Origin of the sequence: Streptomyces sp. V4I2 (assembly GCF_030817655.1) — a bacterium.
GTDB classification, from domain to species: Bacteria; Actinomycetota; Actinomycetes; order Streptomycetales; family Streptomycetaceae; genus Streptomyces; species Streptomyces plumbiresistens.
The window spans coordinates 8,262,332-8,274,788 of record NZ_JAUSZM010000003.1; the positions used below are offsets into that span (position 1 = coordinate 8,262,332).

At 70.7% G+C, this 12,457-nt stretch carries 12 protein-coding genes; all 12 read right to left on the minus strand.

All coding sequences use genetic code 11. From position 1 onward, the window contains the following. Positions 1-8: 8 nt before the first annotated feature. Positions 9-1,118: an aliphatic sulfonate ABC transporter substrate-binding protein gene (locus QFZ76_RS38765; protein ID WP_307678041.1), complete on the minus strand. Its 1,110-nt coding sequence runs from the start codon at positions 1,116-1,118 to the stop codon at positions 9-11. Positions 1,119-1,340: 222 nt separating this feature from the next. After that, positions 1,341-2,675, minus strand: coding sequence for a sulfate adenylyltransferase subunit 1 (locus QFZ76_RS38770; protein ID WP_266449447.1), 1,335 nt, complete (start codon positions 2,673-2,675; stop codon positions 1,341-1,343). A 2-nt stretch (positions 2,676-2,677) separates the two neighbouring features. Then, positions 2,678-3,622 (minus strand): sulfate adenylyltransferase subunit CysD, encoded by a 945-nt coding sequence (gene cysD / locus QFZ76_RS38775; protein WP_307678043.1) that lies wholly within the window; start codon positions 3,620-3,622, stop codon positions 2,678-2,680. Beyond that, entirely contained in the window at positions 3,619-4,191 is a 573-nt protein-coding gene (gene cysC, locus QFZ76_RS38780; protein WP_307678044.1) for an adenylyl-sulfate kinase, read from the minus strand. Before cysC ends, cysD begins: the two co-directional genes overlap by 4 nt. Next, the gene (locus tag QFZ76_RS38785; RefSeq protein WP_307678045.1) at positions 4,191-4,898 is read right to left on the minus strand and encodes a phosphoadenylyl-sulfate reductase; all 708 of its coding nucleotides are present in this window, start codon (positions 4,896-4,898) and stop codon (positions 4,191-4,193) included. The genes cysC and QFZ76_RS38785 overlap by 1 nt, the downstream gene beginning before the upstream one ends. Next, positions 4,895-5,083, minus strand: a complete 189-nt coding sequence (locus QFZ76_RS38790; RefSeq protein WP_266449455.1) for a hypothetical protein — start codon at positions 5,081-5,083, stop codon at positions 4,895-4,897. The genes QFZ76_RS38785 and QFZ76_RS38790 overlap by 4 nt, the downstream gene beginning before the upstream one ends. Further along, complete coding sequence (locus tag QFZ76_RS38795) at positions 5,080-6,777, minus strand: nitrite/sulfite reductase (RefSeq protein ID WP_307678046.1); 1,698 nt, start codon at positions 6,775-6,777, stop codon at positions 5,080-5,082. The genes QFZ76_RS38790 and QFZ76_RS38795 overlap by 4 nt, the downstream gene beginning before the upstream one ends. A 128-nt stretch (positions 6,778-6,905) precedes the next feature. Next, a complete protein-coding gene (locus QFZ76_RS51925) occupies positions 6,906-6,989 on the minus strand; it encodes a putative leader peptide (protein WP_349817346.1) in 84 nt (27 codons plus the stop codon). A 127-nt stretch (positions 6,990-7,116) separates the two neighbouring features. Continuing rightward, positions 7,117-7,689 (minus strand): GNAT family N-acetyltransferase, encoded by a 573-nt coding sequence (locus QFZ76_RS38800; protein ID WP_307678047.1) that lies wholly within the window; start codon positions 7,687-7,689, stop codon positions 7,117-7,119. Positions 7,690-7,706: 17 nt separating this feature from the next. After that, positions 7,707-8,987 (minus strand): hypothetical protein, encoded by a 1,281-nt coding sequence (locus QFZ76_RS38805; RefSeq protein ID WP_307678048.1) that lies wholly within the window; start codon positions 8,985-8,987, stop codon positions 7,707-7,709. 148 nt (positions 8,988-9,135) lie between these two features. After that, positions 9,136-10,428, minus strand: coding sequence for a GAF domain-containing protein (locus QFZ76_RS38810; protein WP_307678049.1), 1,293 nt, complete (start codon positions 10,426-10,428; stop codon positions 9,136-9,138). 349 nt (positions 10,429-10,777) lie between these two features. After that, entirely contained in the window at positions 10,778-12,412 is a 1,635-nt protein-coding gene (locus QFZ76_RS38815; protein ID WP_307678050.1) for an acyl-CoA dehydrogenase family protein, read from the minus strand. Positions 12,413-12,457: the final 45 nt, after the last annotated feature.

Here is a 12,457-nt window from a genome sequence, read left to right on the forward strand (position 1 = left end):
GTCCTGACTCAGCCGACGCCGAGACCGGCGTCGCTGACCGTGCTCTCGCCCTCGGCCTCGAGGACCTTGTTCAGCGGCTTGAGGTCGTAGATGCCCTTCAGGTCGGGCTTCTCCAGCAGACCGGCCTTGACCGCGTGCTGCGCCTCAGTGTTGAGGGTCGAGGCCAGCGGGTCGTCGATGAACTGGATCGACTTCCACGCCGGGTCGATGACCGCGGCCGGGAGCGCCTTGCCCGAGTCCGTCTCCAGCTGCTTGTTCGCCGAGGCCTTCGCCGCGTCCGGGTTGGCGTTGATCCACTTGTTGGCCTCGACCGAGGCCTTCAGCACGGCCTCGACGGCCTTGGGGTGCTCCTTGAGGAAGGCCTGCCGCACGATGATGTTCGTGATCACGAACTTCTTGTCCGGCCACAGGTCGGCCTCGTCGAGCAGCACCTTGCCACCCTCGGCGACCAGCTTGGACGCGGTCGGCTCGGGCACCCACGCGCCGTCGATGGAGCCCGACTTGTAGGCGTCCGGGGTGACCTTGTTGTCGGTGCGGACCACCGAGACATCGCCCTTGCCGCTCTCCGCGTCGACCTTCCAGCCCTGCTCCGCGATCCAGTTGAGGAACGCCACGTCCTGCGTGTTGCCCAGCTGGGGAGTCGCGATCTTCTTGCCCTTGACGTCCTTCAGGGACTTGATCTTGTCCGGGTTGACCACGAGCTTGACCCCGCCGGACGCCGCACCGCCGATGATCCGCAGGTTCTTGCCGCCCGACTTGATGTAGCCGTTGATCGCCGGGGACGGGCCGATGAAACCGATGTCGATCGACGAGGAGTTGAGGGCCTCGATCTCGGACGGGCCGGCGTTGAAGATCTGGTAGGCGGCCTTGGTGGCGCCGAGCTGCTTCTGGAAGTAGCCCTTCTGCACGCCCACCAGCGCGGTCGCGTGGGTCAGGTTGCCGAAGTAGCCGATCTTGACGGAGTCGAGCCCGTCGATCTTCTTCGCGCCGGCGGCGACCTTGGCGGTTTCGTTGTCCGTGGCCTGGGAGCCGTAACCGCAGGCGGCGAGGGTGAGAAGCGGAAGAGCGATCACCGCGGCTGTGCCGCGGCGGAAAAGGGCGGATCGTGTGGCAGGCACGGGAGGTGTTCCCCTCGTTGGCCCGGCGGTCACGGTCTCTCAGGTCGTGGCCGGGAGGTCGGCAGGTTTTCGTCTACGGCGGTGGGGGGTGCGGGCGCGCAGGCAGTGCGCGTACGTCAACGCACACATCGCGCCACCCCGCCCTGCCCGCTGCCGAGCGCACCGCTGCCGACGCGGCCGCCCTCCTTCGCGAACGAGGAGAAGAAATCGGTGGAGTTCATGTCAGAAGTCCCACCCGTCGTCGTCCGTCTCGTCCTTGACGGGCTCCGGGGACGCGAACGACTCGCCGACCATGCCGGCGGTGAGCGTGGTGCCGTCGTTCGGGTCGATCAGGATGAACGAACCGGTGCGCCGCGAGTCGGCGTACGAGTCGACGGGCAGCGGCTCGGCGGTACGGATCTTGACCCGGCCGATGTCGTTGGCGACGAGCTGTCCCGGGTGCGGGTGCAGGGACAGGTCGTCGAGCGTGAGCCGGGACGGGATGTCCTTGACGATCGCCTTCACCGTGCGGGTGCCGTGCTTGAGCAGCACCCGATGGCCGACGGTCAGCGGCGCGTCGGCCACGTGGCAGACGGTCGCCTCGATGTCCTGCGTGGTCGGCGGCGCGTCCTTGCTGGGCACGATCAGGTCGCCGCGCGAGATGTCGATGTCGTCCTCCAGCAGGACGGTCACCGACTGGGTCGTCCAGGCGATGTCGACCGGCTTGCCCAGCAGGTCGATGCCGGCGATCTTCGTGGAGCGGCCGGACGGCAGCACCGAGACCTGCTCGCCGACGCGGAACGAACCGGCGGCGATCTGGCCGGCGTAGCCCCGGTAGTCCGGGTGCTCGGCGGTCTGCGGCCGGATCACGTACTGCACGGGAAGCCGGGCGTGGCAGTGGCTCAGGTCGTGGGCGACCGGGACCGACTCCAGGTGTTCCAGGAAGGTCGGCCCGCCGTACCAGTCCATGTTCGCGGACGGGTCCACCACGTTGTCGCCGGCGAGCGCCGAGATCGGGATCGCGGTGACCTCGGGGACGCCCAGTTCGAGCGCGTACGCCGTGAACTCCTCGGCGATCGCGGCGAACACCGACTCCTGGTACTCGACCAGGTCCATCTTGTTCACGGCGAGCACCACGTGCGGCACGCGCAGCAGCGCGGCGATCGCCGCGTGCCGGCGGGTCTGCTCGACGACGCCGTTGCGGGCGTCGACGAGGATCACCGTCAGCTCGGCCGTGGAGGCACCCGTCACCATGTTGCGGGTGTACTGCACGTGTCCGGGCGTGTCGGCGAGGATGAACCGGCGGCGGGGGGTGGCGAAGTAGCGGTAGGCCACGTCGATGGTGATGCCCTGCTCGCGTTCGGCGCGCAGGCCGTCGGTGAGGAGCGCGAGGTCAGGGGCGCCCTGCCCACGGCCGGCGGAGGCGCGCTCCACGGCCTCGAGCTGGTCCGTAAGGATCGACTTGGAGTCGTGCAGCAGGCGGCCCACGAGCGTGGACTTGCCGTCGTCGACGGAGCCGGCGGTGGCGAAGCGCAGCAGGGTGGTGGCCGAGAGTTCCTCGGTCGTGATGGTGGTCATGGTTAGAAGTACCCCTCGCGCTTGCGGTCTTCCATCGCGGCCTCGGACATCTTGTCGTCGGCGCGGGTGGCGCCCCGCTCGGTGAGCCGGGAGGCGGCGATCTCGGTGATGACCTGCTCCAGCGTCACCGCGTCGGAGTCGACGGCACCGGTGCAGGACATGTCGCCGACCGTGCGGTAGCGCACCAGGCGCTTCTCGACGGTCTCGGTGTCCTTCGGGCCGCCCCACTCGCCCGGGGTCAGCCACATGCCGGCCCGCTGGAACACCTCGCGCTCGTGGGCGAAGTAGATCTCGGGCAGCTCGATGCCCTCGCGGGCGATGTACTGCCACACGTCCAGCTCGGTCCAGTTGGAGAGCGGGAAGACGCGGACGTGCTCGCCGGGGGCGTGCCGGCCGTTGTAGAGGTTCCACAGCTCGGGCCGCTGGCGGCGCGGGTCCCACTGGGAGAACTCGTCCCGCAGCGAGAACACCCGCTCCTTGGCGCGGGCCTTCTCCTCGTCGCGACGGCCACCGCCGAACACCGCGTCGAACTTCTCCGCCTGGATCTTCTCGGTCAGCGGAAGCGTCTGCAGCGGGTTGCGGGTCCCGTCCGGGCGCTCCTTGAGGACACCGCGGTCGATGTAGTCCTGCACGGAGGCGACATGCAGCCGCAGCCCGTGCTTCTCGACCGTACGGTCCCGGTACTCGAGGACCTCGGGGAAGTTGTGCCCGGTGTCCACGTGCAGCAGCGAGAAGGGCACCGCCGCGGGGGCGAACGCCTTCAGCGCCAGATGCAGCATGACGATGGAGTCCTTGCCGCCGGAGAACAGGACCACCGGCCGCTCGAACTCACCCGCCACCTCACGGAAGATGTGCACCGCCTCGGACTCCAGCGCGTCCAGGTGCGACAGGGCGTACGGGGTGTCAGTGCCTTCGTCGCCCTTGACCTCGGATGCGGTCGTCGTCATGCCAGTCCCCTCTCGGTGAGCAGCGCGTGGACCGCGGCCGCGGACTCCTGCACGGTCTGGTCCTGCGACTCGATGCGCAGGTCGGGCGACTCGGGCTCCTCGTACGGGTCGTCGACCCCGGTGAGGCCCGTGAGCTCGCCCGCCGCCTGCTTGGCGTACAGACCCTTCACATCGCGTACGGAGCACACCTCGACCGGAGTCGCCACGTGCACCTCGATGTACGCCGTCCCGCTCTCCTGGTGGCGCTTGCGCACCGCCTCGCGGCTGTCGGCGTAGGGCGCGATCACCGGGACGAGCGTCTTGACGCCGTTGCGGGCGAGGAGTTCGGCGAGGAAGCCGATGCGCTGCACGTTCGTGTGCCGGTCCTCGCGGCTGAAGCCGAGGCCCGCCGAGATGAACTCGCGGATCTCGTCGCCGTCGAGCACCTCGACGAGATGGCCCTCCTCGCGCAGCCGGCCGGCCAGCTCGTACGCGATGGTGGTCTTGCCGGCACTCGGCAGACCCGTGAGCCAGACGGTGGCTCCGGTCGTCACGTGCTTCTCCTCGGGTAGGTCGGAGGTGGTCGTCATCAGTGCAGTCCGCACTCGGTCTTGTTGCGGCCCGCCCAGCGGCCGGCACGCGCGTCCTCGCCCTCCAGGACGCGGCGGGTGCAGGGGGCGCAGCCGACGGAGGTGTAGCCGTCCATCAGCAACGGGTTGGTCAGGACGCCGTGTTCGGTGACGTACGCGTCCACGTCGTCCTGGGTCCAGCGGGCGATCGGGGAGATCTTGACCTTCTGGCGCTTCTCGTCCCAGCCGACCACCGGGGTGTTCGCCCGGGTCGGGGACTCGTCGCGGCGCAGACCGGTCGCCCAGGCCTGGTAGTTGGTGAGGCCCTCCTCCAGCGGCTGGACCTTGCGCATCTTGCAGCACAGGTCCGGGTCGCGGTCGTGGAGCTTCGGGCCGAACTCGGCGTCCTGTTCGGCGACCGTGCGGCGCGGGGTGAGCGTGATGACGTTGACGTCCATCACGGCCTCGACCGCGTCCCGGGTGCCGATGGTCTCGGGGAAGTGGTAGCCGGTGTCGAGGAAGACGACATCCACGCCCTTGCGCACGCGGGACGCCAGGTGGGCGACCACCGCGTCCTCCATCGAGGAGGTCACGCAGAAGCGCGGGCCGAAGGTGTCGACCGCCCACTGGAGGATCTCCAGCGCGGTGGCGTCCTCCAGCTCGCGGCCCGCCCGCTCGGCGAGCTCCTTGAGGTCCGCTGTCGTGCGCTCTTCCTGAGTCGTCGTCATATCTGCTGTCCCCCTGCGTCGTCGTGCCGAAGGCCCCGGGCGAGCAGCCCGAGGAACTTCAACTGGAATGCGCGGTTGCACGCCGCGCATTCCCACGCGCCGTGGCCGGCTTCCGAGGCCTCGCTCGGCCGGAGGTCCTCGTCGCCGCAGTAGGGGCAGTAGAAGGGGGCGGCGCGCTCGCTCATGAGAGGGCCTCCTCGGAAGCACGCGAGGCCCAGACGGCGAAGCGCTCGCCGTCCTCGCGCTCCGCCTGGAAGCGCTTGAGGACGCGCTCGACGTAGTCGGGCAGTTCCTCGGAGGTGACCTTCAGGCCACGCACCTTGCGGCCGAAACCGGCTTCCAGCCCGAGCGCGCCGCCGAGGTGCACCTGATAGCCCTCGACCTGCTCGCCCCGGTCGTTGAGCATGAGCTGGCCCTTGAGACCGATGTCCGCCACCTGGATACGGGCGCAGGCGTTCGGGCAGCCGTTGAGGTTGATGGTGATCGGCTCGTCGAAGTCCGGGATCCGGCGCTCCAGTTCGTCGATCAGCTGGGAGCCGCGCGCCTTGGTCTCGACGATGGCGAGCTTGCAGAACTCGATGCCGGTGCAGGCCATGGTGCCGCGCCGGAACGGGGAGGGCTTGGCGGTCAGGTCCAGCGCCTGAAGCGCCTCGACGAGTGACTCGACCTGCGGCTCCTCGACATCGAGGACGATCATCTTCTGCTCGACGGTGGTACGGACCCGGCCCGAGCCGTGCGCCTCGGCGAGCTCGGCGATCTTCGTCAGGGTCGCGCCGTCCACCCGGCCGACACGCGGCGCGAAACCGACGTAGAAGCGGCCGTCCTTCTGGCGGTGCACGCCGACGTGGTCGCGCCAGCGCTCCACCGGCTGGGCGGGGGCGGGGCCGTCGATCAGCTCGCGCTTGAGGTACTCGTCCTGGAGGACCTGGCGGAACTTCTCCGGGCCCCAGTCGGCGACCAGGAACTTCAGGCGGGCGCGAGTGCGCAGCCGCCGGTAGCCGTAGTCGCGGAAGATCGAGATGACGCCCTCGTGGACGTCCGCGACCTCGTCCAGCGGAACCCACGCGCCGAGCCGGACGCCGATCTTCGGGTTGGTGGACAGACCGCCGCCGACCCACACGTCGAAGCCGGGGCCGTGCTCGGGGTGGTTCACGCCGACGAAGGCGACGTCGTTGATCTCGTGCGCCACATCCAGCAGCGGCGAGCCGGAGATCGCGGTCTTGAACTTGCGGGGCAGGTTCGAGAAGGCCGGGTTGCCGACGATCCGGCGGTGGATCTCCTCGATGGCCGGGGTGCCGTCGATGATCTCGTCCTCGGCGATACCGGCCACGGGCGAGCCGAGGACCACGCGGGGGGTGTCACCGCAGGCCTCGGTGGTGGACAGGCCGACCGCCTCCAGGCGGTTCCAGATCTCCGGCACGTCCTCGATGCGGATCCAGTGGTACTGCACGTTCTGCCGGTCGGTGATGTCGGCGGTGCCGCGCGCGAACTCCTGCGAGATCTCGCCGATCACCCGCAGCTGCTCGGTGGTGAGCCGGCCGCCGTCGATACGGACGCGCAGCATGAAGTACTCGTCGTCCAGCTCCTCCGGCTCCAGGATCGCGGTCTTGCCGCCGTCGATCCCGGGCCTGCGCTGGGTGTAGAGCCCCCACCAGCGCATCCGGCCGCGGAGGTCGTTCGGGTCGATCGAGTCGAAACCGCGCTTCGAGTAGATCGTCTCAATGCGTGTCCGCACATTGAGACCGTCGTCGTCCTTCTTGAACTGCTCGTTGCCGTTGAGCGGGGTGTGGTGCCCCGCGGCCCACTGACCCTCACCGCGGTGACGGCTCACCTTGCGGCGGGGAGTCGCGGCGGCAGGGTTCTGCGGGGTGGCGGCCATGGTTGATACGTCCTTCGGGACAGGCGGGAAAGCGGCTCTGACCTGCGCGCGCGGGCGCATGGGTGTACATGCGCGTCATTGCGCGGGAAAGAAGACAGAAGGGGAATGTCGGGCGGCGCTCGGGCTCGTCAGCGCACCGGACAGATGGCGCTGGACATGCGGCCGAGGTCGACGTGCCGCCGACTCACCAAGGCAATTCCAGTTCCAGACATGACGGAAGCGTGTCATGGCGATCTGGACAGAGTCCAGCTTCGTCCGCCATGTGGACACCCTTGTCCCGAAGAGTGAGACGTGGGTGTTCTCGGTCACATGGGCCGATCAAGGCCTTGTCGGCGCAGGTCAGGCGGGGTAGGCGCCCGGCCAGGGGCCTGGCGCGGCCACCTCGGACTGCTCCTCGACCTTGGTGTCGAAGAGCGTGAAGCCCCGACGCTGGTAGTTGGCCATCGCGTGCTCGCCGTCCAGGCTGCAGGTATGCAGCCACACCCGCTTGGTGGCGGCCAGGCCCGGCCGGCGGTCCGCGAGGTCCCAGGCGCGGGCGGTGCCGTACGACAGCAGGTGTCCGCCGATCCGCCGCCCGCGGAAGGCCGGAACCAGCCCGAAGTAGGCGATCTCCACGACCCCGTCGTCCTGCGGCTCCAGCTCCACGTACCCGGCGGGCGTCCCCCGGTCGTATGCGACCCAGGTCTCCACCCCGGGCCGGCCCAGGTGCTCCTGCCACCGCGCGTACGTCCACGTCAGCCGGTCGATCCAGCGGATGTCCCCGCCGACGGACGCGTACAGGAAGCGGCTGAACTCGGGCGAGGGGACCTCGGAGCGGACGATCCGCACGTCCCCCTCCGGCGCGGGGGCCGGGAGGAGGTCGGTCGGGGCGGTCTGCTCCAGGGACCAGGTGGTCACCGGGATGTTGGTCATGACGGCCAGGGAATCATCTACCCCAGTGATCTGTCGATCGAGGCCAGGGGCAGCGCGAACAGCATCTGCCCGGACTGGGACCAGACCTCGCCGGTCGCCTCCCAGTAGGACAGCGACGGCGTGCGTGCGCTCCAGCAGTGCTGGGTCTCGTCGGACCCGCACTGCGTGGCCTTCGCGGTGTCGGCGTCCTGCCGCCACAGCGTGCCGCGTCCGTCCTGCTCGCCGGAGGCGCGGCTCACATACCAGTCGGAGCGGTACGACAGCACGCCCTGGACGTCGGAGGCCTTCGTCTCGTAGGCCTCCGTGGCGTCCGTGCGGCCGGCGAAGTCGGTGGCCAGCAGGCCGGAGCGGGCCGGGTCGGTGGCGAAGGAGTAGCGCCACAGGAGGGCGGGCCCGTCGCCGTCCGCCGTGGTCCGCTCGCTCGCCACCAGACTGTCGGGCGCCGTGCTGCGGTCCAGGGAGAGGCCAAAGGGGCGGGCGTCGGTGTCCTTGGCGGGGTCGACCGGGCGGTAGGAGCCGACGGCGGGCAGGACGAAGCGGGTACGGTGCGCCGACCAGCCACCGGGCACCCGGCCGACCGCCGTGCTGTCCACGCTCGTGCGCAGGACGCGGTTCATGTCGTAGACGTACACGCCGTCGGCGGCGGTGACCAGCAGCTTGTCCTGGTACCAGACCATGCCGGAGACGTCGGAGTCCAGAGCCCGGAAGTCGCGCCCGCCGTCGACCGGGACGGTGAGCAGCACCCAGGTGTACGTGAGGCGGTCCAGGTCGTTCGCGTCGACGAAGGCGACCCGGGCGAGGCCGTGGCCGGCCGCCGCGTTCTGCGACCAGCCGGACAGGACCACGCGGTTCTGGCCCCAGAGGCCGTCGTCGTCCGCGTCGCCGGACGTGGTGACCGCCCCCGGCTGCCAGGAACGGGTGTCGGTGGCGTCCCAGCACTGGGCGCGGGTGGCCGAAGGCTCGACGGGCAGCGCCTTGAGATCCTCGGCCGGGCAGTCGGCCGCGGCGCGCAGACTGTGGTCGGCGTCCTGGAGAACGGCGCTCACGCCGACGGGCCGGCCCATCTCCGAAGCGAGACGGTCGAGCGTGGCCTCGGGTACCTGCTGTTCCTGCCAGCGCAGCGCGGCGATCCGCTCGGACGAGATGACCGGCTTCAGCGCGCCGGGGTCCTCGCTGTCCGTGGCCTGCGAGGCGCTGATCATGGTGGCGGCGCCGGTCAGGGCGAGGGCGGTCCCGGCCAGAAAGGCACGCAGCGCCCTGCCCCGCCGTTGGCGGCGGTGTCTCCCGCGGTGCTTCATTCGTCCTCCCGAGGCGGGCCAACTGCGCCTGATGATCCGTACGTTGACCAGGGAGCAGGTGGGGTGGCCCGTAGGGGATGCTACGGCAGTGGGGGGCGGTAGCGGACAAAGAACCTGCAATTATGCGGAAGATGCACTCCGAGCCTGTTCAGTTCGTCCCGCCGGACAGTGCGCGGGCGGCGACCACGGCCGGCGCGGTCGACCAGGGCAACAGGTCGCGCGGATCGGCCGGGAGCAGCACCTCGACGTCGGCGTCCTCACAGAAACGATACGGCCGGTGGTCCAGGAAACCCCCGAGATACCGCCGTACCCGGGACATCTCGGCCCGCACCGTCACCGTACGGCCCGGATCACCGAACAGGTCCCCGGCCAGCCCCGCCGCGCTGCGACCGGAGCGGTGCAGGGCGAGCAGATAGAGCAACTCGGCGTGCCGGGGGCTGAGTTCATGACTCCAGGAGCCGGCCGAGCCCGACACCGCCACCGACCGGCGGCGCGGCTGCGCCAGGTCCAGCACGATCCGGGTGGCGCCCCGCGGTACCGGCTCGTCGGCGGCCCGGATCAGCCAGCCGCCCGGCAGCGGTTCCAGCGCGCACTGCCCGAGCGCCGGCAGCCACCGACGGCCCGGCGACAGCGACTTGGGCAGCGCGATCCGGTTGGTGTACGGCATCCCGGTCACCGCCGCGGTCCAGCCGTCCCGGTCCACCACCGCGGCCCGCCCGGCGAGCCGGGCCAGCACCGGCGCGGCCACCGCGCGCAGTTGCTCCAGCGAGGTCACGTGCCGCTCGCGCAGCCGCGCCTCGGCGAGCTTGGCCACCGAGTCGACCCAGGCGAGCGTGGCCGGGTGCATCGTCTCCAGCGGCCCGCTCACGTCCACCACACCGATCAGCCGGCCGTCCCGCGGGTCCGTGATGGGGGCGCCGGTACACGTCCAGGTGGCGTGCGAGCGTACGAAGTGCTCGGAGGCGAAGACCTGCACGGGACGCCGTACGACGGCCGCGGTGCCCACGCCGTTCGTACCGACGACGTCCTCCCGCCAGTCGGCGCCGAGTTCGAAGCCGATCCCGTCGGCCTTGCGCAGCACGGGCGAACTGCCCTCGCGCCACAGCACCCGGCCCTGCTCGTCGGCGACCACCATGATGTGGTGGGCGACGTCCGCGACCGACAGCAGACCCTCCCGCAGCACCGGCAGCACATGCTTGAGGACCGTCGTCTCCCGGCGCCGCTGCACCTCCTCGCGGGACAACAGCCCCGACCGGAAGCCGTGGTCGGGATCGACGCCGCCGCGCAGCATCCGCCCCCAGGACTGTTCGATCACCGGCCGCGGCGCGACCGGCGCCCGCTGCCCCGAGAGCGTCGCGGAGCGGACCTCGCTGAGTACCCGTGCCGCCCGCGCCGAGTCCACGGCGGCGAGTTGCGTCACGTCCGTCGGCGAGAGTGCCACGGGACCTCCCGGAAGAAGGGCTCGGGACAACCGGTTCGCGGTGGCTTTTCGGCCACCGTCCGGAAGTCCGTCCTGACTGTTCGTCTCATAGTGCCGCCTGCCCAAGTCGGAGGGACCCAGTCCGGCCACAGAGGCCAGCAAGTTGCAACCCCCTGCAACCCTGGTGGACTGCCCTGCCGTCCTTGAAACTTGAGCGACGCCGCCCAGTGCGGCGCACATGGCTCCAACGGGCCAGTGGCGGGGGGTGGTGCCGTGTCGGCGCAGCACCACCCCCCGCGCCGTGCGGGCACGCACGGAGCACCGTACGTACGCGGATCAGGCCACCGGACGGCTGTGCGACCGGCGCCGGTCAGGATTCCGGCCGGGCCCGTTCCACCACCGACGCCAGATCCAGACTGTGCGGCAGGGTCCCGAAGGCCGCGCCCGAGTCGCCGCCCAGCCGGGACGCGCAGAACGCGTCGGCGACCTCCGGTGTCGCATACCGCACGAGCAACGACCCCTGGAGCACCAGCGCGAGCCGCTCGGTCACCCGCCGGGCCCGCCCCTCCACGCCCTCCAGATCGGCGAGTTCGGTCAGCAGGTCCTTGATCGCCGCGTCCAGGCGGTGGTCGGCGCCGCGCGCCTTGCCGACCTCCTGGAGATAGGCGTTCAACGCCAGTGGTTCGCGTTGCAGCGCGCGCAGCACGTCCAGGGCCTGGACGTTCCCGGCGCCCTCCCAGATCGAGTTGAGCGGCGACTCGCGTACCAGCCGGGGCATCCCCGACTCCTCGACGTACCCGTTGCCGCCCAGGCACTCGGACGCCTCCACCGTCACCGGCGAACACCGTTTGGTCACCCAGTACTTGGCGGCCGGCACCGCGATCCTGAGCAGCGCCCGCTCCTGCTCGCTCCCGTCGTCGTAGGCCGCCGCGAGCCGCAGCGCGAGCGTCGTCGCCGCCTCCGACTCCAGCGCGAGATCGGCCAGCACGTTGCGCATCAGCGGCTTGTCGACGAGCCTGCCGCCGAACGCCTCGCGGTACGTGCAGTGGTGGACCGCCTGCGCGACGGCCTGCCGCATCAGACCCGCCGAGCCCAGCACGCAGTCGAGCCGGGTCGCCGCCACCATCTCGATGATGGTGCGCACCCCACGCCCCTCCTCGCCGACCCGGCGAGCCCACGTCCCGTCGAACTCGACCTCGGCGGACGCGTTCGACCGGTTGCCCAGCTTGTCCTTGAGCCGCTGGATCAGGAAGACGTTGCGGGTGCCGTCCGCCAGCACCCGCGGCACCAGGAAGCAGGTGAGCCCCTCCGGTGCCTGCGCGAGCACCAGGAACCCGTCCGACATCGGCGCCGAGCAGAACCACTTGTGCCCGGTCAGCTGGTACGTCCCGTCCTCGGCGAGGGGCCGGGCGGCCGTCGTGCCCGCCCGTACGTCGCTGCCGCCCTGCTTCTCCGTCATGCCCATCCCGAACAGGGCACTGGTCTTCAGCTGGGCGGGCCGCAGCTCACGGTCGTAGATCATCGAGGTCAGCCGGGGCTCCCACGCGGCGGCCAGCGCGGGGTCGCCGCGCAGCGCGGGCACCGCGGCATGGGTCATCGACAGCGGGCAGAGGTTGCCGGCGTCGACCTGCGTCCACAGCAGGAAGGCGGCCGCGCGCCGCACATGCCCGCCAGGCCGGGACCAGGCCGCCGTCAGGCCCGCCGAGACGCCCTTGCCGAGCAGCCGGTGCCAGGCCGGATGGAAGTCGACCTCGTCGATCCGGCGCCCGTGGCGGTCGTGGGTGCGCAGTCTCGGCGGGTACTCGTTCGCCTGTGCCCCCCACTCCTGCACCTGCGCCGAGCCACAGGCCCGGCCGAGCGCCGCGAGCTCGCCGCGCACATCGTCGAGCAGGTCCGGAGCGGTGTGCCGGCCCACCGCCGCCGTCAGGGCACGGTCGGCGGTGAACGCGTCGTATCCGACCAGCGGCGGAGGCTGGTTGGTCACGGTGTGGGTGCTGCCTGCCATGTACGCGAACCTACCGTTCCTGAAGACCGAGCGGGAGTGAGCCCT

Bases quoted from the DNA above. Each gene is read 5' to 3' on its own strand.
- QFZ76_RS38770 (WP_266449447.1), bottom strand. From the start codon at position 2,675: ATGACCACCATCACGACCGAGGAACTCTCGGCCACCACCCTGCTGCGC.
- cysD (WP_307678043.1), bottom strand. From the start codon at position 3,622: ATGACGACGACCGCATCCGAGGTCAAGGGCGACGAAGGCACTGACACC.
- cysC (WP_307678044.1), bottom strand. From the start codon at position 4,191: ATGACGACCACCTCCGACCTACCCGAGGAGAAGCACGTGACGACCGGA.
- QFZ76_RS38785 (WP_307678045.1), bottom strand. From the start codon at position 4,898: ATGACGACGACTCAGGAAGAGCGCACGACAGCGGACCTCAAGGAGCTC.
- QFZ76_RS38790 (WP_266449455.1), bottom strand. From the start codon at position 5,083: ATGAGCGAGCGCGCCGCCCCCTTCTACTGCCCCTACTGCGGCGACGAG.
- QFZ76_RS38795 (WP_307678046.1), bottom strand. From the start codon at position 6,777: ATGGCCGCCACCCCGCAGAACCCTGCCGCCGCGACTCCCCGCCGCAAG.
- QFZ76_RS51925 (WP_349817346.1), bottom strand. From the start codon at position 6,989: ATGTCTGGAACTGGAATTGCCTTGGTGAGTCGGCGGCACGTCGACCTC.
- QFZ76_RS38800 (WP_307678047.1), bottom strand. From the start codon at position 7,689: ATGACCAACATCCCGGTGACCACCTGGTCCCTGGAGCAGACCGCCCCG.
- QFZ76_RS38805 (WP_307678048.1), bottom strand. From the start codon at position 8,987: ATGAAGCACCGCGGGAGACACCGCCGCCAACGGCGGGGCAGGGCGCTG.
- QFZ76_RS38815 (WP_307678050.1), bottom strand. From the start codon at position 12,412: ATGGCAGGCAGCACCCACACCGTGACCAACCAGCCTCCGCCGCTGGTC.